Annotated in this window: 18 protein-coding genes; 1 reads left to right on the top strand and 17 read right to left on the bottom strand. The window is 71.4% G+C overall.

Features of this window, described 5'->3' with window-relative positions; translation table 11 throughout:
* Nucleotides 1–20: 20 nt before the first annotated feature.
* Nucleotides 21–959 (bottom strand): TraR/DksA family transcriptional regulator, encoded by a 939-nt coding sequence (locus tag ADL34_RS05395; protein ID WP_062674966.1) that lies wholly within the window; start codon nt 957–959, stop codon nt 21–23.
* 613 nt (nt 960–1,572) lie between these two features.
* Between ADL34_RS05395 and ileS the strand changes: the two genes are divergently transcribed.
* A complete protein-coding gene (gene ileS, locus ADL34_RS05390) occupies nt 1,573–4,713 on the top strand; it encodes an isoleucine--tRNA ligase (protein WP_062674964.1) in 3,141 nt (1,046 codons plus the stop codon).
* Between the two features lie 207 nt (nt 4,714–4,920).
* On the opposite strand, the gene ADL34_RS05385 is transcribed toward ileS, so the two are convergent.
* The 16 genes from ADL34_RS05385 to rsmH form a co-directional block, all read right to left on the bottom strand.
* The gene (locus tag ADL34_RS05385) at nt 4,921–6,075 is read right to left on the bottom strand and encodes a DivIVA domain-containing protein (RefSeq protein WP_062674962.1); all 1,155 of its coding nucleotides are present in this window, start codon (nt 6,073–6,075) and stop codon (nt 4,921–4,923) included.
* A 55-nt stretch (nt 6,076–6,130) separates the two neighbouring features.
* Complete coding sequence (locus ADL34_RS05380; RefSeq protein WP_062674960.1) at nt 6,131–6,418, bottom strand: YggT family protein; 288 nt, start codon at nt 6,416–6,418, stop codon at nt 6,131–6,133.
* A 59-nt stretch (nt 6,419–6,477) separates the two neighbouring features.
* Complete coding sequence (locus ADL34_RS05375; RefSeq protein WP_055621612.1) at nt 6,478–7,119, bottom strand: cell division protein SepF; 642 nt, start codon at nt 7,117–7,119, stop codon at nt 6,478–6,480.
* Nucleotides 7,120–7,248: 129 nt separating this feature from the next.
* A complete protein-coding gene (locus tag ADL34_RS05370) occupies nt 7,249–7,968 on the bottom strand; it encodes a YggS family pyridoxal phosphate-dependent enzyme (RefSeq protein WP_062675063.1) in 720 nt (239 codons plus the stop codon).
* 6 nt (nt 7,969–7,974) lie between these two features.
* Nucleotides 7,975–8,703, bottom strand: a complete 729-nt coding sequence (gene pgeF / locus ADL34_RS05365) for a peptidoglycan editing factor PgeF (protein WP_062674958.1) — start codon at nt 8,701–8,703, stop codon at nt 7,975–7,977.
* A gap of 10 nt (nt 8,704–8,713) precedes the next feature.
* Nucleotides 8,714–9,919: a cell division protein FtsZ gene (ftsZ, locus tag ADL34_RS05360; RefSeq protein ID WP_062674956.1), complete on the bottom strand. Its 1,206-nt coding sequence runs from the start codon at nt 9,917–9,919 to the stop codon at nt 8,714–8,716.
* A 287-nt stretch (nt 9,920–10,206) separates the two neighbouring features.
* Nucleotides 10,207–11,004, bottom strand: coding sequence for a cell division protein FtsQ/DivIB (locus ADL34_RS05355; RefSeq protein WP_062674955.1), 798 nt, complete (start codon nt 11,002–11,004; stop codon nt 10,207–10,209).
* 23 nt (nt 11,005–11,027) lie between these two features.
* Nucleotides 11,028–12,122 carry an undecaprenyldiphospho-muramoylpentapeptide beta-N-acetylglucosaminyltransferase gene (gene murG, locus ADL34_RS05350; protein WP_062674953.1) on the bottom strand — a complete coding sequence of 365 codons (1,095 nt, stop codon included), beginning with the start codon at nt 12,120–12,122 and terminating at the stop codon, nt 11,028–11,030.
* Between the two features lie 6 nt (nt 12,123–12,128).
* Nucleotides 12,129–13,490: a putative lipid II flippase FtsW gene (gene ftsW / locus ADL34_RS05345; protein WP_062674951.1), complete on the bottom strand. Its 1,362-nt coding sequence runs from the start codon at nt 13,488–13,490 to the stop codon at nt 12,129–12,131.
* Nucleotides 13,491–13,593: 103 nt separating this feature from the next.
* Nucleotides 13,594–15,018 (bottom strand): UDP-N-acetylmuramoyl-L-alanine--D-glutamate ligase, encoded by a 1,425-nt coding sequence (murD, locus tag ADL34_RS05340; RefSeq protein WP_062674949.1) that lies wholly within the window; start codon nt 15,016–15,018, stop codon nt 13,594–13,596.
* Nucleotides 15,000–16,073, bottom strand: a complete 1,074-nt coding sequence (gene mraY, locus ADL34_RS05335; RefSeq protein WP_062674947.1) for a phospho-N-acetylmuramoyl-pentapeptide-transferase — start codon at nt 16,071–16,073, stop codon at nt 15,000–15,002. The genes murD and mraY overlap by 19 nt, the downstream gene beginning before the upstream one ends.
* Nucleotides 16,070–17,500, bottom strand: a complete 1,431-nt coding sequence (locus tag ADL34_RS05330) for a UDP-N-acetylmuramoyl-tripeptide--D-alanyl-D-alanine ligase (RefSeq protein WP_062674945.1) — start codon at nt 17,498–17,500, stop codon at nt 16,070–16,072. Before ADL34_RS05330 ends, mraY begins: the two co-directional genes overlap by 4 nt.
* 4 nt (nt 17,501–17,504) lie before the next feature.
* Nucleotides 17,505–19,034 carry a UDP-N-acetylmuramoyl-L-alanyl-D-glutamate--2,6-diaminopimelate ligase gene (locus ADL34_RS05325; RefSeq protein WP_062674943.1) on the bottom strand — a complete coding sequence of 510 codons (1,530 nt, stop codon included), beginning with the start codon at nt 19,032–19,034 and terminating at the stop codon, nt 17,505–17,507.
* A 171-nt stretch (nt 19,035–19,205) separates the two neighbouring features.
* Complete coding sequence (locus tag ADL34_RS05320; protein WP_400092582.1) at nt 19,206–21,167, bottom strand: peptidoglycan D,D-transpeptidase FtsI family protein; 1,962 nt, start codon at nt 21,165–21,167, stop codon at nt 19,206–19,208.
* A 5-nt stretch (nt 21,168–21,172) separates the two neighbouring features.
* Nucleotides 21,173–21,721, bottom strand: coding sequence for a septum formation initiator family protein (locus ADL34_RS05315; RefSeq protein WP_062674939.1), 549 nt, complete (start codon nt 21,719–21,721; stop codon nt 21,173–21,175).
* Nucleotides 21,722–21,797: 76 nt separating this feature from the next.
* Nucleotides 21,798–22,793, bottom strand: coding sequence for a 16S rRNA (cytosine(1402)-N(4))-methyltransferase RsmH (gene rsmH / locus ADL34_RS05310; RefSeq protein WP_267891535.1), 996 nt, complete (start codon nt 22,791–22,793; stop codon nt 21,798–21,800).
* Nucleotides 22,794–23,007: the final 214 nt, after the last annotated feature.

Raw genomic sequence — 23,007 nt, 5'->3', positions numbered from 1 at the left:
CCGTGTCACCCGCCTGCCGGTCAGTACCGGCGTTCCTGCTTCTGCTTGCACTCCACGCACAGCGTCGCGCGCGGGAACGCCTGCATCCGGGCCTTGCCGATCGGATCGCCGCAGTTCTCGCACAGACCGTAGGTGCCGGCGTCGAGCCGTTCCAGGGCGTGCTCGGTCTGGGTGAGCATCTCGCGCGCGTTGGCGGCGAGGGCGAGCTCGTGCTCGCGCGTGATGTTCTTCGCGCCGGTGTCCGCCTGGTCGTCGCCGGCCCCGTCCCCGGAGTCCCGCATCAGGCCGGCGAGGGCCCGCTCCGAGGAGGTGATCTCGTCGCGCAGCCGCGTCTCCTCCGCCTGGAGCTCGGCGCGCGCCCCCTCCACCTCCTGCGTCGTCCAGGGGTCCTCGCCCGGACGTACGGCCAGGTCGCCGGGGTCCGCCGCGGCGATGCGCGCCTTGGGAACGGCGGTCTTGGCCGCCGTGGCCGTGCCAGGAGTCTTCTTCGCAACCACTGTCGTGGCTCCCGTCTGCTCCGCGGCCTGCGCCGCGCCCGCCTTCTTGGCCCTGCTCCGGGTGGCCGGCCGCTCCCCGGCCGCCCGTCCCGCGTCCACCGTCCTGCTGCCGGTCCTGCCCGCCGTCTTCCCGGCGGTGCCCTTACCGGTGCCCTGCCCGGCGGCCGCCTTCCGTGTCCCGGCCGTCTGCGGGGCGGCGGCCCCGTCGGCCACGGCCTCGGTCCTGCCCGCGCGGGACGCCGCCTTCTTCGTGGCGCCTCCCGCGCGCGGAGCCGCTGCGGCCTTCCTGGCGGCGGTCCCGGCGGCCGCCTTCTTCGCGCCGACGCCCCCCTCGACCCCCTTGGCGGTCTTCCCGCCGTCCGCGTCCCCGGCGGCGCCGCCGGAGGCCGCACGGCCGGAGCCACCGGCACGGGTCGAACCGCTCGACGCCGACTGCTGTACGGCGGTCTTCTTCGCCACCATGCCGCGGCCCCTTCACATTTTATGATCTTGCTCGCGAATCGTGCTGGGACGATAAATCGACTCGAGTCCCGCGGCAACGGGGCACACCGCCCGATTCGCCCGCCCCGCGCAGGGAGCGCGCCGGACTTGCATCCGTTGTGCCCAGCTCCCCGCCGGGTATGCCGCCGGGAAGAACGTCCCAGGATCCGAACAGGCGTGCCGAGCCATTCGAGTCATCGCGCGCCGCGCCCGCCCGCCCCCGCGCCCCCGCCTTCCGGACCGGAAATCCGGTCGGCCGCCGCCCCCGCGGCGCCGTACACTGGCCTGAGCGAAAAGCGTGGATGGGGACGAGTAGCGGCGTAAGCGGCCCAGAGCGACCCGGGGACGGTGTGAGCCCGGGGGCGAGCGCGACGTGAAGATCACCCCGGAGCCGCCGGAAGAAAGCCGCAGCAGACCACCGCAGCGGTGAGTAGACCCGGTATCGCGACCCCAATGAGGGGGCTCACCGGCGCACACCCCGCACCGGAGGGCCAAGGAGGGTGGTACCGCGGGAGCGCGCCGAACGGCGCACGGAAAGACCCAGCTCTCGTCCCTCCGGACGGAAGGCAGCAAGTCCGCCGGAGGAAGCTCGCTGATGACACAGCCGACGTACCGCCAGGTGCCCGCCCAGGTCGACCTGCCCGCGCTCGAGCACGCGGTGCTCGACTTCTGGCGCGAGCAGAAGATCTTCGCCAAGAGCCTGGAGCAGTCCGAGGGGCGCCCCGAGTGGGTGTTCTACGAGGGTCCGCCCACCGCCAACGGCATGCCGGGCGCCCACCACATCGAGGCCCGCGTCTTCAAGGACGTCTTCCCCCGCTTCCGCACCATGCGCGGCTACCACGTGGCCCGCAAGGCCGGCTGGGACTGCCACGGCCTGCCCGTGGAGCTGGCGGTCGAGAAGGAGCTCGGCTTCTCCGGCAAGCAGGACATCGAGGCGTACGGCATCGCCGAGTTCAACGCCAAGTGCCGTGAGTCGGTGACCCGGCACACCGACGCGTTCGCCGAGCTGACGACCCGCATGGGCTACTGGGTCGACCTCGACGACGCCTACCGCACCATGGACCCGGAGTACGTCGAGTCCGTCTGGTGGTCCCTGAAGGAGATCTTCGGCAAGGGCCTGCTGGTCCAGGACCACCGCGTCGCCCCCTGGTGCCCGCGCTGCGGCACCGGCCTGTCCGACCACGAGCTGGCCCAGGGCTACGAGACGGTCGTCGACCCGTCCGTCTACGTCCGCTTCCCGCTCACCTCCGGCCCGCTGGCCGGCGAGGCCGCCCTGCTGGTCTGGACGACGACCCCCTGGACGCTGGTCTCCAACACCGCGGTCGCCGCCCACCCCGAGGTGACCTACGTGGTCGCCACCAACGGCGAGGAGAAGCTGGTCGTCGCCGAGCCGCTGGTCGAGAAGGCCCTCGGCGAGGGCTGGGAGACCACCGGGCAGTCCTTCACCGGCACCGAGATGGAGCGCTGGACGTATCAGCGCCCCTTCGAGCTGGTGGAGTTCCCGGCCGAGGCCCACTACGTGGTCAACGCCGAGTACGTGACCACCGAGGACGGTACGGGTCTGGTCCACCAGTCCCCCGCCTTCGGTGAGGACGACCTCAAGGTCTGCCGCGCCTACGGCCTCCCGGTCGTGAACCCGGTCCGTCCCGACGGCACCTTCGAGGAGGACGTACCGCTGGTCGGCGGCGTCTTCTTCAAGAAGGCCGACGAGAAGCTCACCGCGGACCTCGACGAGCGCGGCCTGCTGTTCAAGCACATCCCGTACGAGCACAGCTACCCGCACTGCTGGCGCTGCCACACCGCGCTGCTCTACTACGCGCAGCCGTCCTGGTACATCCGCACCACGGCCGTCAAGGACCGTCTCCTCGAGGAGAACGAGGGCACCAACTGGTTCCCGGACACGGTCAAGAACGGCCGCTACGGCGACTGGCTCAACAACAACATCGACTGGGCGCTCTCCCGCAACCGCTACTGGGGCACCCCGCTGCCGATCTGGCGCTGCGAGGACGACCACCTCACCTGCGTCGGCTCGCGCGCGGAGCTGACCGAGCTGACCGGCACCGACCAGTCGGGCCTCGACCCGCACCGCCCGTACATCGACGACGTCACCTTCGCCTGCCCGACCTGCGAGAAGACGGCCACGCGCGTGCCGGAGGTCATCGACGCCTGGTACGACTCGGGCTCGATGCCGTTCGCGCAGTGGGGCTACCCGTACAAGAACAAGGAGCTGTTCGAGGCCCGTTACCCGGCGCAGTTCATCTGCGAGGCCATCGACCAGACCCGCGGCTGGTTCTACACGCTGATGGCGGTCGGCACGCTCGTCTTCGACAAGTCGTCGTACGAGAACGTGGTCTGTCTCGGGCACATCCTCGCCGAGGACGGCCGCAAGATGTCCAAGCACCTGGGCAACATCCTGCAGCCGATCCCGCTGATGGACCAGCACGGCGCGGACGCGGTGCGGTGGTTCATGGCGGCCGGCGGCTCCCCCTGGGCGGCCCGCCGCGTCGGCCACACCACCATCCAGGAGGTCGTCCGCAAGACCCTCCTGACGTACTGGAACACGGTCGCCTTCCAGGCCCTGTACGCCCGTACGTCGAACTGGGCGCCGTCCGCGGCCGATCCGGCCCCCGCCGACCGCCCGGTCCTGGACCGCTGGCTGCTGTCCGAGCTGCACGCGCTCACCGACCAGGTCACCCAGGCGCTGGAGGGCTACGACACCCAGCGCGCCGGCAAGCTGCTCTCGGCGTTCGTCGACGACCTGTCCAACTGGTACGTCCGCCGTTCGCGCCGCCGCTTCTGGCAGGGCGACAAGGCCGCGCTGCGCACCCTGCACGAGGTCGTGGAGACGGTGACCAAGCTCATGGCGCCGCTCACCCCGTTCATCACCGAGCGCGTGTGGCAGGACCTGATCGTGCCGGTGAGCCCGGACGCGCCGGAGTCGGTGCACCTGGCGTCCTGGCCGGAGGCCGACCTGTCGGCGATCGACCCGGAGCTGTCCCGGCAGATGGTCCTGGTCCGCCGCCTGGTGGAGCTCGGCCGCGCCACACGCGCGGAGTCGGGCGTCAAGACCCGCCAGCCGCTGTCGCGCGCGCTGATCGCCGCCACCGGCTTCGACGCCCTGCACCCCGAGCTGCACACGCAGATCACCGAGGAGCTGAACGTCGAGTCGCTGGCGTCGCTGTCCGAGGTGGGCGGCAGCCTGGTGGACACCACGGCCAAGGCCAACTTCCGAGCCCTGGGCAAGCGGTTCGGCAAGCGGGTCCAGGAGGTGGCGAAGGCCGTGGCGGCCGCGGACGCCGCCGCGCTGTCCCTGGCCCTGCGCGATGGCACGGCCTCGGTGGAGGTCGACGGTGAGACGGTCGCCCTGGCCCCGGACGAGGTGATCATCACGGAGACGCCGCGCGAGGGCTGGTCGGTGGCGTCCGACGCGGGTGCCACGGTCGCGCTGGACCTGGAGATCACGGAGGAGCTGCGCCGGGCCGGTCTGGCCCGTGACGCGATCCGCCTGATCCAGGAGGCCCGCAAGAACAGCGGCCTGGACGTGGCCGACCGGATCGCCCTGCGCTGGACGGCGACGGACCCGGCGACGGTCGCGGCCCTCGACGGGCACGCCGGCCTGATCGCCGACGAGGTCCTGGCGACGGACTTCGCCCAGGGCGAGGCGGACGACTCCGGCTACGGGGAGCCGTTCACCGACGAGGGCCTGACCCTGACGTTCCGCCTGCGGAAGGCGTGACGCGGCCCGCTCCGGAACACGAAGGCCCGGCCCACCAAGAATCCTGGTGGTGCCGGGCCTTCGGCGTTGTGTGCGTCGGACATCACACCCAGCTCCGAACAAACGCCGTATAGACCGTGAACACGCGTAGCAAAAGGGCGAGGCCCCGGAACTGAATCCGGGGCCTCGCCCTGAACGCTGCCGACGCCTGAGGCGTACTGCCGTCCGTCAGTTGTCGTCCTCGTCGATGAGGAAACCACGCATCGGCGACGGAGCCTGTCCCATCGGGGACGGGCCCTGCGGCCGGACCGGAGCCATCGGCTGGGTCATCGCCGGGGACATCTGCTGCTGGCCGCCGTAGGACGGGGCAGCCGGGGACGGGGCGCCGCCCATCGTCTGGTTGCCGCCGTACGACGGGGCGCTCGCGCCGGCCGGAGCCATCGAGGGCGCCGGGGACGGCGGCAGGGACGCCGTGGCCGGAGTGCGCGGCGGGGCCAGCGAGTCGTCCGCCTGGGTCTCCAGCTGACGCAGCTGGGACTCGAGGTAGGACTTCAGCCGCGTGCGGTACTCGCGCTCGAAGCCGCGCAGGTCCTCGACCTTGCGCTCCAGCGTGGCGCGGGCGGACTCCAGGGAGCCCATCGCGACGCGGTGCTTCTCCTGCGCGTCCCGCTCCAGGGCGTCGGCCTTGGCACGGGCGTCCCGCTCAAGACCCTCGGCACGCGAACGCGCCTCGCCGACGATCTTGTTGGCCTCGGAACGGGCCTCCGCGATCGCCTGGTCGGCGGTCTGCTGGGCGAGCGACAGGACGCGCGCCGCGCTGTCGCCGCCGGGGCCGCCCTGACCGGGACCGCCCATCGGGCCACCCATCGGACCGCCCATGGGGCCGCCCATCTGCTGCATGGGGGGCTGGCCCATCGGCCCCGGACCCTGGCCCATCGGACCGGGACCCTGCGGGCCACCCTGACCGCCGGGGCCGGCGGGCAGCTGCGGGGCACCGCTCGGCAGCTGGGGCGGACCACCCATGGGGCCACCCATCTGCTGCTGCGGCGGGCCCGATATCCCGGCGGGGACGGGTCCCCCGTGACCGCGCATGCCCTGCTGCGGCATCCCGCCCTGCTGGGGCATGCCGCCCTGCTGCTGGTCCTGCGGGCCGCCAGGGCCGCCCGGGCCCTCCGGAGGCTTGCGCATGTTCTGCTGGTTCTGGGCAGCAGCACGCGTCGCCGCGGCCAGCTTGGCGCGCAGGTCCTCGTTCTCGCGGAGCAGGCGGGTCAGTTCGGCTTCGACCTCGTCGAGGAAGGCATCGACCTCGTCCTCGTCATAGCCTTCTCGGAGGCGGACGGTCGTGAACTGCTTGTTCCGCACGTCCTCGGGGGTCAACGGCATCTCTTCACCTCAACGTAGTCGTCGGCAGTCGGCAGGACCGGATCTGTCACATCGTTCACATCGCGCTCCGCACCAGCGTGATCAGGATGTAGACGATGATCAGCAGCACGAAGAAGGACAGGTCGAGCGCCACGCCCCCGAGACGCAGCGGCGGGATGAACCGCCGCAGAAGCTTCAGCGGTGGATCGGTGACAGTGTAGGTGGCCTCCAGAACGACCACCATCGCCTTGCCGGGTTGCCATGAGCGGGCGAACTGGAAGACGTAGTCCATGACCAACCGGAAGATGAGCACGATGAGGAACACCATCAGCGCGATGTAGAGAACCTGCATGACCACGCTCATGACTGGTGTTTCCCTCTCCCCTGTTCCCTGTCGGGTACTGCTCGTTCCGGTGGTGCGTCTCAGCTCTGGTTGAAGAACCCGCCCTCTGCGATGCGGGCCTTGTCCTCCGCCGTGACATCGACGTTAGCAGGAGACAACAGGAACACCTTCTGGGTCACCCGCTCGATACTGCCGTGAAGACCAAACACCAAACCGGCCGCAAAGTCGACAAGTCGCTTCGCGTCTGTGTCGTCCATCTCAGTCAGATTCATGATCACCGGGGTGCCTTCACGGAAGTGTTCCCCGATGGTACGGGCCTCGTTGTAGGTCCGCGGGTGAAGTGTGGTGATCCGGTACGGCTCTCGTTCCGACACGACCTTGGGCATGATCACCGGTGCGTTCTTCTCCAGGCTTGCGCGTTCTTGTGTGATGGACGCCACGGGCGCGATGCGCGCCGGGCGCCCGGATTCCGCGGACAGCGAAGCCGACCGGGCCACCGGTTCGCGGGGCGCGGGCGGCTGCACGATTCGCACCTCTTCGTCCCTTTGGGACTGATGTGCACTGTGAGATGAGTGGGACGGCTCGTGCCGTCGGTGGTCCCGCTCCGGCTCCGGGTCCAGCTCGGGCTCGAAGTCGTCGTCGGGGTCGAACCCCCGGCCGTCGTACCCATCGTCCTCCACGAGGCCGAGGTAGACCGCCATCTTGCGCATCGCGCCGGCCATTCTCTGAGTCCTCCGCTCTGTGGTGGATCGGCTGACGACTGCCAAGTGCCTTCGATCCACGCGGTCGTTACGCCCGCCTTTCGGCGACATTGACCATATTTTCTGCTGTGGTCCGACTTCTTGGCGACGTTACCCGAGCCTGGGGCGGACTCCGAGTACCGCAGTGCCGACGCGCACATGTGTCGCCCCGGCCGCCACGGCCTCCTCGAGGTCCGCGCTCATCCCTGCCGACACCATGTTCGCAGCCGGATGGGCTCTGCGCAGGTCGGTCGACAAATCCATCAACCGCTCGAACGCCGCTCGTTGGTGCCCGGCGTACTCGCCGGTGAGCGGGGCGACGGTCATGAGTCCCGCGAGCCGCAGCCCCGGAGCCGCGGCCACCGAAGCGGCCAACTCCTCGACGCCGCCCGGCGCCACTCCGCCGCGCTCCCCCCGCTCGCTCTCTCCGGCGTCCAGCGCCACCTGGATCAGGCAGCCCAGCTCGCGCTCCCGCCGCACGGCCTCCTTCGACAGCGCCGTCACCAGACGGGCCCGGTCGACGGACTGCACGACATCGGCATAACCGGCCACGGAACGGACCTTGTTGGTCTGCAACTGGCCCACGAAGTGCCAGGTGAGGGGCAGGTCCGCGCAGGCGGCGGCCTTGGGGGCCGCGTCCTGGTCGCGGTTCTCGGCGACGTGTCGCACGCCGAGTTCCGACAGCAACCGCACGTCGTCGGCGGGGTAGGTCTTGGTGACCACGATCAGGGTCACCTCGTCGCGGGAGCGCCCGGCGGCCGCACAGGCGGCCTCGATACGGCGCTCCACTTTCGCCAGGTTTTCGGCGAGTTCGTGCTTTCGGTCCGTCATGTCCATTCAGTCCAGCCAGACATATCCCGCGAGTCGCCCCGTGGTGCGGTCGCGGCGGTACGAGAAGTGATCGGCCGACTCCCGGGTGCACACCGGCGACTGCTCCCGGTCGCGCACCCCGAGCCGGGCGAGCTGGGCGTGCACTCCGGCGGCGACGTCCACCGCGGGGGTGCCCCAGCTCGTCTCGGCGTGCGCCGCCGGCTCGACGGCGGCCACCTCGGCGCGCATCTCCCCGGGCACCTCGTAGCACCGGCCGCACACGGTGGGCCCCGTGCGGGCGACGATCCGGGCGGGGTCGGCGCCCAGCGAGGTCATCGCGCGCACCGCCGCCGGGACGACCCCGGCGACCATGCCGGGCCGTCCGGCGTGGGCCGCGGCGGCGATCCCGGCGACCGGGTCGGCCAGCAGCACCGGCACGCAGTCCGCTGTCAGGACGGCGAGGGCGAGTCCGCGCCGGGCCGTGACGATCGCGTCGACCTCGGGCACCGGGGCGTCGCCCCACGGTCCGTCGACCACGGCGACGTCGGTCCCGTGCACCTGGTTCATCCAGACGACGCCGTCCGGGCCGAGCCCGAGCGACTTCGCGGCGATCTCGCGGTTGGCCCGGACGGCCTCGGGGTCGTCGCCGACCGCCCCGCCGAGGTTGAGCTCCTCATACGGAGCGGCGCTCACCCCGCCCCACCGGTCGGTGAAGGCGAAGTGGGCGCCGCTCACTGTGTCGCGCTGTCCTATCACGTCAGAAGGATCACTTGAGGAAGTCCGGGACGTCCAGCTCTTCCGCCGCGCTGTCGGCGTAGGTCCGCGACGGCGGGACCGGCGGGGCGACCGGGACGTCGGCCACCGGCTCCGGCGCCGGCTCGGGCTCCTCCTTCGGCGTCACGCTGCCGAGGGAGCCGAAGGACGGACGGCTCTCGGGCTGCGGCCGGGCCGCCGGGGCGGGCTCCTCGCGGCGCGCCGGGGAGGACGAGGCCGATCCGAGGACGTTGTCCCGGCGGGCCGGCGGCTGGCCGCCGTCGAAGCCGGCCGCGATCACGGTGACCCGCACCTCGTCGCCGAGGGCGTCGTCGATGACCGCGCCGAAGATGATGTTGGCCTCGGGGTGGGCGGCCTCGCTGACCAGCTGGGCAGCCTCGTTGATCTCGAACAGGCCGAGGTCGGAGCCGCCGGAGATGGAGAGCAGGACACCGCGGGCGCCGTCGATGGACGCCTCGAGCAGCGGCGAGGAGATCGCCATCTCGGCCGCGGCCACCGCGCGGTCGTCGCCGCGGGCCGAGCCGATGCCCATGAGGGCCGAACCCGCCTCGGACATGACCGACTTGACGTCGGCGAAGTCGAGGTTGATCAGGCCCGGGGTGGTGATGAGGTCGGTGATGCCCTGGACACCGGAGAGCAGGACCTGGTCGGCCGACTTGAAGGCGTCCAGGACGGAGACCTGGCGGTCCGAGATGGACAGCAGGCGGTCGTTCGGGATGACGATGAGGGTGTCGACCTCTTCGCGCAGTTCCGCGATGCCGTCCTCGGCCTGGTTGGCGCGGCGCCGGCCCTCGAAGGTGAACGGGCGGGTGACCACGCCGATGGTGAGCGCGCCCAGGGAGCGGGCGATGTTGGCCACGACGGGCGCGCCGCCGGTGCCGGTGCCGCCGCCTTCACCGGCGGTCACGAAGACCATGTCGGCCCCCTTGAGGACCTCCTCGATCTCCTCGCGGTGGTCCTCGGCGGCCTTGCGGCCCACGGCCGGGTTCGCTCCGGCGCCGAGTCCGCGGGTGAGTTCGCGGCCGACGTCGAGCTTGACGTCGGCGTCGCTCATCAACAGAGCTTGCGCGTCGGTGTTGATGGCGATGAACTCGACGCCCTTGAGACCGACCTCGATCATCCGGTTGATGGCATTGACACCACCGCCGCCGACACCGATGACTTTGATGACTGCGAGGTAGTTCTGCGGTGCTGCCACGTCGAAGGCCTCTCGCCTCGAGTTACGGGTCACCGGAGGTCGGAAGCGGTGCGCTTCGCGAACCCGGTGACTGATGCCGAATGGGACGGTCCATAGCGCCGACCCGAACCCTAACCCTGAAGTTTAGGGTTACCAGTGTGTCTGTTCCCTGAAGTCTTCTGAACAGGACACTAAGTCGACAAGTGGCGCACGTTCAACGAACACGCCGAACCTCCCGTTTTTCTTTTCACCCTATGTGATCAGCCGTGTCGCTGCCCAACCAGGGTGCTGGCCTGCGCGGATGTGCGTCAACTCCCTGATGACGCCGGGGCCGTGGGGACACTGACGTCGAAGTGCCGCGCACGCGGGGAGGCTTTCATGAGAGCGTGGAGTGTGCGAGCCTTCGCCGCGCCGTTCTCGCCGCTGCCCCAGGCCACGGTCGTGCCGCCGGCCAGGACGAGCGAGATGTCGTCGTAGGAACGGACCTTGACGACCTGGGTGCCCCGTGCGACGGACGCCGGGAGGGCGCCCGCGACCCGCACCGCCTCCCGCACCAGCCGGGCCTCGCCGAAGCGCCGCAGGCTCGCCGCGGCGGAACTCGACCGGGAGACCGTCAGTTGCAGCGCGGGGACGCCTTTCGGGGCCGCGGGGACCGTGGCGAAACGGACGCCTTTCTTGTCCACTTCGACGAACTTTCCGCCGCTTTGAACAATGAGGACCGGAGTACGTTCCACCACTTTCAGAGCGATTCCGTGCGGCCAGTCGCGCACCACCTCGACCTCGTCGATCCGCGGGAGTTCGCGGCGCAGGCGCGCCTCGATCGCCCCGGTGTCGACGGAGACGAGCGGCGCACCCACGGGCACGTCGGCCGTCTCGCGCACCTGCTCCGGCGTCAGGACCCGGGTCCCGGACACCGGCACCCGCTCGACGCGCAGCCACGAGGAACCGTAGAGCACCCAGACGGAACCGGCGCCGAGGAGCACCAGGACGACGGAAAGAATGATGATCGTACGAAGGCGGGACAGCCTCAACCGCCGCCGGGTGAGGGGCGGGTCGGACGACTCCTGCTGGCGTTCACCGCGCTCGGCGGTCGTCGATCCGGCCACGCTCCCTACCCTCCGTCATACGGTCACTGGCGGCGGTGCGAGGCGATCGCCTCGTACACCATGCCGACGAGCAGGTCGTCGGCGTCCCGGCGGCCGAACTCGCTTGCGGCGCGGGACATCTCGTACAGCCGGTGCGGGTCGGCGAGCACGGGCAGGACGTTCTGCTGCACCCACTCGGGGGTGAGTTCCGCGTCGTCGACCAGCAGGCCGCCGCCGGCCTTCACCACCGGCTGGGCGTTCAGCCGCTGTTCGCCGTTGCCGATGGGCAGCGGGACGTAGGCGGCCGGGAGTCCGACGGCGGAGAGTTCGGCGACGGTCATCGCGCCCGCGCGGCAGAGCATCATGTCGGCCGCGGCGTACGCGAGGTCCATCCGGTCCAGGTAACTTACCGGGATGTAGGGGGGCATCCCCGGCATCTGCTGCACCTGCGGCAGTTCGTTCTTCGGGCCGACCGCGTGCAGGATCTGGATACCGGCCTGCTGGAGGTAGGGCGCGACCTGCTGGACGACCTCGTTGAGGCGGCGGGCGCCCTGCGAGCCGCCGGAGACCAGCAGCGTCGGCAGGTTGGGGTCGAGCCCGAACATCGCGCGGGCCTCGGGGCGGACGGCCGCCCGGTCGAGGGTGGCGATGGTGTGGCGCAGCGGGATGCCGATGTAGCGGGAGTTGCGCAGCTTGCTGTCCGGGGTGGCCACGGCGACCTGGGCGGCGTAGCGCGAGCCGATCTTGTTGGCGAGGCCGGGACGCGCGTTGGCCTCGTGGATGACGATCGGCACGCCGAGGCGCTTGGCGGCGAGGTAGCCGGGCAGGGCGACGTAGCCGCCGAAGCCGACGACGGCGTCGGCCTTGGTGCGCTCGAGGATCTGCTCGGTCGCCTTGATCGTGCCGCGCAGCCGGCCCGGGACGGTGATCAGCTCGGGGGTCGGCTTGCGCGGCAGCGGCACGGCGGGGATCAGCGCGAGCTCATAGCCCCGCTGCGGTACGAGCGTGGTCTCCAGACCGCGTTCCGTGCCCAGGGCCGTGATCCCCACGGTCGGGTCCTGCCTGCGCAGGGCGTCCGCGAGGGCGAGCGCGGGCTCGATGTGGCCGGCGGTCCCCCCACCGGCGAGTACGACATGCACCGAAATTCACCGCTCTCCGGACGAGCGCGCCGCCGAGGCACGCCGTCGCATCGTGTTCCATCTCCGAGGCCCCTGAACAAGCCCGGCGCCTCCCGCACGCTTTTTACCAAAGCGTGGTTGCCGTACGGAAAGCGCTGCCCGCGCAGCGGGCTCGTCGCGCGCGAACGCGATCAGCAGCCCGATGGCGAACATGGTCGGCAGCAGGGCGGATCCTCCGTAGGAGAACAGCGGGAGGGGGACACCGGCGATCGGCAGCAGGCCGAGCACCGCACCGATGTTGATCACCGCTTGCGCGGTGATCCAGGTGGTCACACCTCCCGCGGCATACCTGACGAAGGGGTCCTCCGTGCGTCCGGCCACGCGGATACCCGCATAGCCTAGAGCCGCGAACAGACCCAGCACCGACAGCGTCCCCGCCAGGCCCAGTTCCTCACCGGTGACGGCGAAGATGAAGTCCGTGTGGGCTTCGGGGAGTTGGCCCCATTTCTCCACACTCGCCCCGAGTCCGGAACCGAAGATCCCGCCGGACGCGAGCGCGTAGATGCCGTGCACGGCCTGCCAGCAGTCGACGGGCCCGGACTGGGGCTCCGTCGCGCCGAGGCACTGCAGGCGGGCCATCCGGTTCGCGCTGGTCTTGATCAGCAGCAGGCCGATCGCGCCGGCGACGGACAGCACCCCCACGAACAGCCGGGTCGGCGCCCCCGCCAGCCACAGCAGGCCGAACAGGATCGCGGACAGGATGATCGCGGTGCCCATGTCGCCGCCGAGCATGATCAGCCCGAGCAGCATGAAGGCGACCGGCACCAGCGGCACCAGCATGTGCTTCCACTGGGCCAGCAGCTTCTTGTCCTGCTTGCGGGCGATCAGGTCGGCGCCCCACAGCACCAGCGCCAGCTTGCCGAACTCGCTGGGCTGGATCTGGAAGGAGCCGCCGAGGGCGATCCAGTTCTGGTTGCCGTTGACCGCGACTCCTATCCCCGGCACCTGCACCAGCGCCATCAGGAAGACGGCGCCCGCGAGGATCGGGTAGGCCAGCGCGCGGTGCAGCTTCACCGGCATCCGGGAGGCGGCGAGCAGCAGCCCGGCGCCGATCGCCGCGGCCAGCAGCTGCTTGCGGAAGAAGTAGGAGCCGGGCAGCGACATCTGCAGCGCGGTGATCTGGGAGGCCGAGTAGACCATCACCAGGCCCAGCACGGTGATCAGGAGGCTGCCGCCGAAGATCAGGTAGTAGGCGGTCAGCGGCCGGTCCCAGGCCTTGCGCAGCCGCCGGACGAGCCGCTGGACGGCGTTGTCGCGCACCGGGCGCGCGGCCGCCGGGCGCCGTACGGTCCGCTGGACGGGGGGCCGTCCGGTACGGCTACCGGGCATCGGCGCTCACCGCCTCGTCAAGGGCGTACGTCCTGTCCGGCCACATCCGAGTCACGCGTCCCTCCAAGGGTCCCGAAGCACCCGCTGTGGCCGAGACCCGCCGTCAGGCGCCCGCGCCGAGTTCGCGGACCGCCGCCGCGAACGCGTCACCGCGCTGGTTGTAGTTGGCGAACATGTCCATCGAGGCACACGCCGGAGCGAGGAGCACCGTGTCGCCGGGCTGTGCGAGCCGCCGCGCCTCCTGGACTGCCGCGAGCATCGCCCCAGTGTCGGTCCGTTCGAGGTCGACGACGGGTACTTCCGGCGCGTGTCGCGCCAGGGCTTCGCGGATCAGGGCACGATCGGCGCCCATGAGCACGGCGCCGCGCAGCCGCGGCGCGGACTTGGCGACCAGTTCCTCGAACTCGGCGCCCTTGGCGAGGCCGCCCGCGATCCACACGATGGACTCGTACGCCGCCAACGACGCCTCGGCGGCGTGGGTGTTGGTGGCCTTGGAGTCGTCGACGTACGCGACGCCGTCCACGTCCGCCACGTGGGCGATGCGGTGGGCGTCCGGGGTGAAGGCCCGCAGCCCGTCCCGTACGGCCCGCGGGGGCACCCCGAAGGCGCGCGCGAGGGCCGCCGCCGCGAGGGCGTTGGCGATGTTGTGCGGGGCCGGCGGATGGACGTCCGAGACCTCGGCGAGCTCCTGGGCGTTCTTGTGCCGGTCCTCCACGAAGGCGCGGTCGACGAGGATGCCCTCGACGACGCCGAGTTGGGAGGGGGCCGGGGTGCCGAGGGTGAAGCCGATGGCCCGGCAGCCCTCCTCGACGTCCGCCTCGCGCACCAGGTCCTCGGTGGCCTTGTCGGCCGCGTTGTAGACGCAGGCGACCCGATTGCCCTCGTAGACACGGCCCTTGTCGGCGGCGTACGCCTCCATGGAGCCGTGCCAGTCGAGGTGGTCGGGCGCCAGGTTCAGCACGGCGGCGGAGTGGGCGCGCAGGGACGGCGCCCAGTGCAGCTGGTAGCTGGAGAGTTCGACGGCGAGGACGTCGTACTGCTCGTCCCCGAGGACCGCGTCCAGCAGGGACACCCCGATGTTGCCCACCGCCGCCGTGCGCAGTCCGGCCGCCCGCAGGATGGCGGCGAGCATCTGGACGGTGGTGGTCTTGCCGTTGGTGCCGGTGACGGCGAGCCAGGGGGCCGCGTCCGGGCCCCGCAGCCGCCAGGCGAGTTCGACGTCGCCCCAGATCTCCACGCCGGCCGCGCGGGCCGCCTCGAACAGCGGCTTGTCCGGCTTCCAGCCGGGCGCGGTGACGACGAGTTCGGTGCCGTCGGGCAGGGTCGCCCCGTCGCCGAGCCGCACGGTGACGCCCAGCGCCTCCAGTTCGGCGGCCTGGGCGCGGGCCCGGTCGTCGTCGCCGTCGTTGACGACGGTGACGACGGCGCCGAGGCCGCGCAGCACCTTGGCCGCCGGGATGCCGGAGACGCCGAGCCCGGCGACGGTGACGTTCTTCCCCTGCCAGTCGGTCACTTGTCCGCTGCCCATCCCGCGTAGAAGAGACCCAGTCCGACGATCACACAGATGCCCTGGATGATCCAGAAACGGACCACGACAAGGACTTCGGACCAGCCTTTGAGTTCGAAGTGGTGCTGCAGTGGCGCCATACGGAAGACGCGCTTGCCGGTGAGGCGGAACGAACCGACCTGGATGACCACCGACATGGTGATGAGCACGAACAGGCCGCCGAGGATGGCCAGCAGCAGCTCGGTGCGCGAGCAGATGGCGAGACCGGCGAGCGCGCCGCCGAGGGCCAGCGAACCGGTGTCACCCATGAAGATCTTGGCGGGTGACGTGTTCCACCACAGGAAGCCGAGGCAGGCGCCCATCAACGCCGAGGAGACGACGGCGAGATCGAGTGGATCGCGCACTTCGTAACAGGCGCCCGGGTTGGTCAGGGTCCCCGCGTTGGCGCAGGACTCCTGGAACTGCCAGACGCCGATGAACGTGTAGGCGCCGAAGACGAGCACGGAGGCGCCGGTGGCGAGGCCGTCCAGACCGTCGGTCAGGTTCACGCCGTTGGACATGGCCAGGATCATGAACAGCGCCCAGACGACGAACAGCACCGGGCCGATGGACCAGCCGAAGTCCTGCACGAAGGAGAGCTTGGTGGACGCCGGGGTGTTGCCGCGGTTGTCGGCGAACTGCAGCGACAGGACGGCGAAGGCGATGCCGCCGAGCAGCTGGCCGGCCATCTTCGCCTTGGCCCGCAGACCCAGCGAACGCCGCTTGACGATCTTGATGTAGTCGTCCAGGAAGCCGACCAGGCCCATGCCGGCCATGAGGCCGATCACGAGGATGCCGGAGAACGTCGGCGGCTTGCCGGTGATCAGCTTCGACAGGAAGTACGCGGCGATCGTCGCCAGGATGAAGGCGATACCACCCATGGTCGGCGTACCGCGCTTGCTGTGGTGCTCGCGCGGGCCGTCGTCCCGGATGTACTGGCCGTAGCCCTTGCGGGCCAGCAGCTTGATCAGCAGCGGAGTGCCGACCAGGGTCAGGAACAGACCGATGACACCCGAGAACAGGATCTGATTCATCATCGGGCGGCGACCTCACCCTCGGTACCGCCCGCGAGCAGCGCCTCGGCGACGCTCTCCAGACCGACCGAACGGGACGCCTTCACGAGCACGACGTCCCCTGGGCGCAACTCGCTGCGCAACAGGTCGACCGCCGCCTGTGCGTCGGACACGTGCACCGACTCCTCACCCCACGAACCCTCGTTATATGCGCCCAGTTGCAGCCAGGACGCTTCCCTGCCCCCGACCGCGACGAGCTTGCCGACATTGAGCCGGACGGCGAGCCGTCCGACCGCGTCGTGCTCGGCGAGCGCCTCGTCCCCGAGCTCGGCCATCTTGCCGAGCACCGCCCACGTACGACCCCCCTTTGCCCGTGAGGCTTCGCCCATCGCCGCGAGGGCGCGCAGAGCGGCTCGCATGGACTCGGGGTTCGCGTTGTAGGCGTCGTTGACGACCGTCACGCCGTCCGGGCGCTCGGTGACCTCCATCCGCCAGCGGGAGAGGGAGCCCGCCTCGGAGAGTGCGGTGGCGATCTCTTCCGCGGACATGCCCAGCTCATGGGCGACGGCGGCCGCGGCGAGCGCGTTCGACACGTGGTGCTCACCGTACAGGCGCATGGTCACATCGCTGCACCCGGAGGGTGTGTGAAGGGCGAACGAAGGCTGTCCGCTGTCCGTGAGTCGCACGTTCTCGGCGCGAACGTCCGCTTCGCCCGACTCTCCGAAAAGGACCACCTTCGCCTTCGTACGGGAGGCCATGGCCCGCACGAGGGGGTCGTCGGCGTTGAGGACCGCGATGCCGCCCTCCTCGGCCGGGGGGAGGCTCTCGACGAGTTCGCCCTTCGCCTGGGCGATCTGCTCACGCCCGCCGAACTCGCCGATGTGCGCGCTGCCGACGTTGAGCACCAGGCCGATCCTGGGCGGCGTCAGCTCGGTCAGGTAGCGGATGTGGCCGATGCCCCGCGCGCCCATCTCCAGGACCAGGAAGCGCGTCTCCTCGGTGGCGCTGAGGGCGGTGAGGGGCAGCCCGATCTCGTTGTTGAGCGAGCCCGGCGTGAACACGGTCGGCGCCTTGTGGCGGAGCACCTGGGCGATGAGGTCCTTGGTGCTGGTCTTGCCGGCGGAGCCGGTCAGCGCCACGAGGGTCGCGCCGAGCCGGCGGACGACGTGACGGGCGAGGGCTCCGAGGGCCTTCTGCACGTCCGGTACGACGATCGCGGGCACGCCCACCGGGCGTGAGCCGAGGACGGCGGCGGCGCCGGCCGCCACGACCGCCTCGGCGAAGTCGTGGCCGTCGGCGCGCTCGCCGACGAATGCGACGAAGAGACTGCCGGGCTCCACCTCACGGGAGTCCCGGACGACGGATCCGGTGACCTGGACCGACGGATCCGGTATGTCGTACGTCTGCCCGCCGACGACTTCTGCGATCTCGGCGAGAGAGAGGGCGATCACAAGTTCATCCCTGGGTCTTCTTGATGGCTTCGCGCAGCACCTGGCGGTCGTCGAAGGGACGGACCACCCCGGCGATGTCCTGGCCCTGCTCGTGGCCCTTGCCCGCGATCAGCACGGTGTCCCCGGGCTGCGCGCGGGCGACGGCCGCGGCGATCGCGGCGGCCCGGTCCTCGAAGACCTGCACCTCGCCGCGCTCGTGCGCCGGCACGGAGGCGGCGCCCCGGAGCATGGCCGCGAGGATCGCGAGGGGGTCCTCGGAGCGGGGGTTGTCGGAGGTCAGGACGGCGGTGTCGGCGAGCCGCGCCGCGGCCGCGCCCATCGGCTCCCGTTTCGTCTTGTCCCGGTCGCCGCCGCAGCCGAGCACGACGTGCACCTTGCCCTCGGTGACCTTGCGCAGGGCCCTGAGGACGGACTCGACGGCGTCGGTCTTGTGGGCGTAGTCCACGACCGCGAGGTACGGCTGCCCGGCGTCCACCCGCTCCAGCCTGCCCGGCACGCCCGGTACGGCGGCGATGCCGTCGGCGGCGGTCTGCGGGTCGAGGCCGGCCGCGGCCAGGGCGACGATCGCGGCGAGCGTGTTGGCCACGTTGAACGGGCCGGCCAGCGGCGAGGTGGCCGCGATCCGCTCGTCCTTCGGGCCGATCACCGTGAACCGCGCGTCCATGGGGCCGATCCGGACGTCCTCGGCGCGCCAGTCGGCGTCGGGGTGCCCCTCGGCGGAGAAGGTGACGACCGGTACGCCGGCCTCCTTCACGAGCCTGCGGCCGTACTCGTCGTCGAGGTTGACCACGCCGAGCCGGCTGCGCGCCGGGGTGAACAGCTGCGCCTTGGCCTGGAAGTAGTCCTCCATCCCGGAGTGGAACTCCATGTGCTCCGGGCTGAGGTTGGTGAAGACGGCGATGTCGAAGACGCAGCCGTCGACCCGCCCGAGCACCAGGGCGTGGCTGGAGACCTCCATGGCGACCGCCTCGACGCCGCGTTCGCGCATGACGGCGAACAGGGCCTGGAGGTCGGTGGCTTCCGGGGTGGTGCGCTCGGACTTGATCCGCTCGTCGCCGATGCGCATCTCGACCGTGCCGATCAGGCCGGTCGAACGGGCCGTCCTGAGGCCGCCCTCGACGAGATAGGCGGTGGTGGTCTTGCCCGAGGTGCCGGTGATGCCGATCTGGAGCAGGTCGCGGCCCGGCCGGCCGTAGATGGTGGCGGCGAGTTCGCCCATCCGGCCGCGCGGGTCGTCGACGACCAGGACCGGCAGGCCGGTCGCGGCGGCGCGTTCGGCGCCGGTCGGGTCGGTCAGCACGGCGACCGCGCCGAGGCCGGCGGCCTGGGTCACGAAGTCGGCGCCGTGCAGGCGGGCGCCCGGGAGGGCGGCGTACAGGTCGCCGGGGCGGACGGCACGCGAGTCATGGGTGATGCCCGTGACCTCGACGGAGCCGTCCGGCTGTGCCGGCGCGGCGGCACTCAGCTGATCGGCGAGTTCCGCCAGGGGTGTGGCGGAGACCTGTACCGGCCTGGGCGGTCCCGGATACGTCACGGGGTGCCCCTTCTGGGTGGTTTGGGACTGATCAGCGTGTGGCACGGCGGTGAGCGTACCGGGCGTACCCCCCTGCGGGCGAAGTGAGGGGCGGGGGGTGCCGTGGTTCCCGGGGTCGGGGGTGATCGTTGTCACGGGGCGGTTCCTGGCTGCTCGGTGCTGATCAGATGGTCAGGGTTTGTAGGAGACCGGAAGGCTGGCGGGCTTGGCCCCGGTCGGCGGGACCTGGAGGGTCTTCAGCGCGAACTCCATGACCTGCTTGTAGATGGGGCCGCAGATCTGGCCGCCGAAGTAGTTGCCCTGCGTGGCGTTCTGGATGGCGCAGTACACGGTGATCCGGGGCTTGTCCGCGGGTGCGAAACCGGCGAACGACGAGGTGTAGCCGCGGTACTTGCCGGTGGCCGGATCCACTCGGTTCGCCGTACCCGTCTTGCCCGCGACGCGGTAGCCGGGGATGCGCGCCTTGGTGCCGGTGCCCTCGCGGTCGTCCACGACGGACTCCAGCATCCGGGCGAGCGTCTTCGCCGTCTTGGCGCTGATCACCCGGGTCTTCCTGGGCTCGGGCACCTCGGTGAACTGCCCGTCGGGGCCCTTGGTGCCGCGGACGAGCGTGGGTTCGACGCGGACTCCGCCGTTGGCGATCGTCGAGTAGATGGACGCCGCCTGCATGGCGTTGAGGGACAGGCCCTGGCCGAAAGGAATCGTGTACTGCTGCGACGTCGACCACTTGCCGGGCGCGGCCAGGATGCCCGGTGTCTCGCCGGGGAAGCCGAGCCCGGTGTAGCTGCCGAGGCCGAACTTGCGCAGGTAGTCGTAGAGGACCTTGTTGGCCTTCGGCTGGGTCTTGCCGAGCTGGCCGGTGGCGAGGATCGTGCCGATGTTGCTGGACTTGGCGAGCACGCCGTTGAGCGTGAGGTGCCAGGTCTCGTGGTCGATGTCGTCCTTGAAGAGCCGGTCGCCGCGGTGCAGCCGGTTCGGTACGACGACGTGTGTGCCGGGGGTGGCCACGCCCTCCTCCAGCACGGCGGCCATCGACATGATCTTGGCGGTGGAGCCGGGCTCGTAGGCGTCCTGCAGGGCCGCGTTGCCCATGTTGGCGCCACTGGCCTCGGCCAGGTCGTTGGGGTCGAAGCCGGGCGCGTTGGCCATGGCGAGGACCTCGCCGGTGCGGGTGTCCTGGACGATCACGTACCCGCGGTCGGCCTTGGACTTCGCGACCTGTTCGGTGATCGCGTTCTGCGCGGCCCACTGGATGTCGCGGTCGATGGTGAGCTCGACGTCGCTGCCGGGCACGGCCGGGGTCTCGGTGGCGCTGACGGTGGGGACCTGGCGCCCGCCGGACTGCGCGTAGCGGATCTCGCCGTCCTTGCCGGACAGCTCCTCGTTCAGCTGCTGCTCGACACCGCCGCCGCCCTTGCCGTCGGCGTTGACCCAGCCCAGTATCCCGGCGGCGAGGTCGCCGTTGGGGTACACGCGCTTGCTGCTGGCGACCGACAGGACGCCGCCGAGGACGTTCACCGTGGCCTTGTCGGCCTCGGACTTGGTGGCCAGCGCGGCCTTCAGGTCCTTGATCTGCTTCCAGACCTGCGGCGTCTGGCGGCTGGCCAGCAGGGTGTAGCGCAGGTTCCTGTTCGCCGGGCGGAGCTTCTTGACGAGGGCGTCCTGCTCCTGGCCGAGGATCGGCGCGAGCAGGGCGGCCGCCTGCTCGGGGCCGTCGTCGACGCCGAGCTCCTCGCGGGTGAACAGGGTGGGGTCGGCCGTGATGTCGTACGCGTCGACGCTGGTCGCGAGGGCCACGCCGTTGCGGTCGGTGATGCCGCCGCGCTCGGCGGCCAGGGTGTAGCCGACGTAGCGGTTCTTCTGGGCCTTGGCGGCGTACGTGCTCGCGTCGACGCCCTGCACCTGGAGCAGGCGCACCACGAAGGCGCTCAGCACGAGGGTGAGGGCCAGGCCGACCATGCGCAGCCGGGGCCTGGCGCTGCCGAGCCGGATGGTGCCCTGGGCGCCGGGGCGGGGCCGGGCCGGGCGGCGGGCCGGGCGCGAGCCGGGTCCCGGGCGCCGCTGCGCGCCGCCGGAGCGGGCGGGCTTGGCGGGTCCGGGCACACGGCGGCGCGGCGGTTCCCTGTCGGACACTTCCGTCACCTGCCGGGGGTCGGGTACGGGGAGGGCTGTGCGTCGGTGGGGTTCGGGGCCGGGGTGGGCGTGCCCTGCGGCGAGCTGTCCGCCGGGTCGGGTTCGGCGGGTGCCGCGCCGGGTGCCGTCGGGTCGCCGGCGAGGGCCTCGGGGGCGAGTACGAGCGGGTCGCGCGCGGCGGCGGGATCGACGGCGGCGGCGCTGGGGACGCCCTTGACGGTGCCGTCGGGGTCGAGGAACGCGGGGTCGCCGCCGGGCACCATGCCGAGTTCACGGGCCCGGCGCTGGAGGGCGTCGGGCGCGGAGTACGCGTCGATGTCGCGTTGCAGGGACTGCTCCTCGTCGGTGAGGGACTTCGTCTCCCGTTCGAGGTCGTCCAGCCGGAACGCGCCCTCGCTGAGGGCGGAGTTCAGCACGAGCAGCCCGATGAGTCCGCCTCCGAGGAGGAGGACGACGAGCAGGACGAAGGGGGCGCGGGCGGCTCGCCCGGCCCCGGCGGGCAGGAGCCGGGCGAGCCGGGCCGCCCGGCCCCTCAGTTCGGGTTTCCTGCTCACGCGCCCTCCCCGATCCGGTGCTCCGGCCCGGTGGCGTGCCGTCCGGGACCGGGCGTCCGCCCCTGCCTGCCGTCCGTCATTCGATGGACTCCCTGATGCGCTCGGCGCCGCGCAGCCGCGCCGGTGCGGCACGGCGGTTCTCGGCGACCTCTTCCTCCGTGGGAAGTTCGGCACCGCGTGTCAGCAGCTTGAGCCGGGGCTGGTAGCGCTCGGGCACGACGGGCAGCCCGGGCGGGGCGGTGCTGGCGGCGCCGGCCGCGAGGACCTGCTTGACGAGCCGGTCCTCCAGCGAGTGGTACGACAGCACGGCGATCCGCCCGCCCACGGCGAGGGCGTCCACGGCGGCCGGGATCGCCCGCTCCAGGACCGACAGCTCGCCGTTGACCTCGATGCGCAGCGCCTGGAAGGTGCGCTTGGCCGGGTTGCCGCCGGTGCGCTTGGCGGCCTGCGGCAGCGCGTTGCGGATGAGCTCCACGAGCCGGGCGCTGTTGGTGAACGGCTCCTTGTCGCGTTCGCGCACCACGGCGGCCACGATCCGCTTGGCCTGCTTCTCCTCGCCGTAGGCACGCAGGATGCGGACGAGCTCGCCGGGCGGGTAGGTGTTCAGGACCTCGGCGGCGCTGATGCCGGTGGTCTGGTCCATGCGCATGTCGAGCGGGGCGTCCTGCGCGTAGGCGAAGCCGCGGTCGGCCTCGTCGAGCTGCATGGAGGAGACGCCGAGGTCGAACAGGACGCCCTGGACGCGCGGGATGCCGAGGCGGGCGAGGACGTCCGGGAGCTCGTCGTAGACCGCGTGCACGAGGCGGGCGCGCTCGCCGTAGGGCGCGAGCCGTTCGCCGGACAGGCGCAGCGCCTCGGTGTCCCGGTCGAGCGCGACGAGCCGGGCCTCGGGGAAGCGCCGGAGCAGGGCCTCGCTGTGTCCGCCGAGACCGAGGGTGCAGTCGACGACGACGGCTCCCGGCTCCTGGAGGGCGGGGGCCAGCAGGTCGAGGCACCGCTGGAGCATGACCGGTACGTGCCGGTCCTCCCGTCGCCCGCCGTCCGTGTTCGGAAGCGCTTCGCGCCCTGTCACTCTTGGGCCCTCTCAGATCCGGCGGCGCACGCACCGCCGGGTCTCCCGCCGCTCGTGAAGGGGAGGTCTGCCGGCGCCTGGAGCGTCAGCCGACCGGGAGCGGGAGGAGGCCGAGCCGTACGTACGCGCCGCGCACGCGGGGAGGTCTCCGGAAAGTCGCCGGAGCCTCCGGGGTTTGCTGTCCAGCAGGGGGAGTCTCGCCTCCCGCTTCGCG

The organism is Streptomyces sp. NRRL WC-3605 (genome assembly GCF_001509795.1).
In the GTDB taxonomy this organism is placed as follows: domain Bacteria; phylum Actinomycetota; class Actinomycetes; order Streptomycetales; family Streptomycetaceae; genus Streptomyces; species Streptomyces viridochromogenes.
The sequence above is the reverse complement of the archived record's forward strand: the minus strand, read 5'-3'. Positions and strand labels throughout refer to the sequence as shown.

Excerpts from the sequence above, each read along its gene's own strand:
- ADL34_RS05395 (WP_062674966.1), bottom strand. The coding sequence starts at position 959 with ATGGTGGCGAAGAAGACCGCCGTACAGCAGTCGGCGTCGAGCGGTTCG.
- ileS (WP_062674964.1), top strand. The coding sequence starts at position 1,573 with ATGACACAGCCGACGTACCGCCAGGTGCCCGCCCAGGTCGACCTGCCC.
- ADL34_RS05385 (WP_062674962.1), bottom strand. The coding sequence starts at position 6,075 with ATGCCGTTGACCCCCGAGGACGTGCGGAACAAGCAGTTCACGACCGTC.
- ADL34_RS05380 (WP_062674960.1), bottom strand. The coding sequence starts at position 6,418 with ATGAGCGTGGTCATGCAGGTTCTCTACATCGCGCTGATGGTGTTCCTC.
- ADL34_RS05375 (WP_055621612.1), bottom strand. The coding sequence starts at position 7,119 with ATGGCCGGCGCGATGCGCAAGATGGCGGTCTACCTCGGCCTCGTGGAG.
- ADL34_RS05370 (WP_062675063.1), bottom strand. The coding sequence starts at position 7,968 with ATGACGGACCGAAAGCACGAACTCGCCGAAAACCTGGCGAAAGTGGAG.
- ftsW (WP_062674951.1), bottom strand. The coding sequence starts at position 13,490 with ATGCCCGGTAGCCGTACCGGACGGCCCCCCGTCCAGCGGACCGTACGG.
- murD (WP_062674949.1), bottom strand. The coding sequence starts at position 15,018 with ATGGGCAGCGGACAAGTGACCGACTGGCAGGGGAAGAACGTCACCGTC.
- mraY (WP_062674947.1), bottom strand. The coding sequence starts at position 16,073 with ATGATGAATCAGATCCTGTTCTCGGGTGTCATCGGTCTGTTCCTGACC.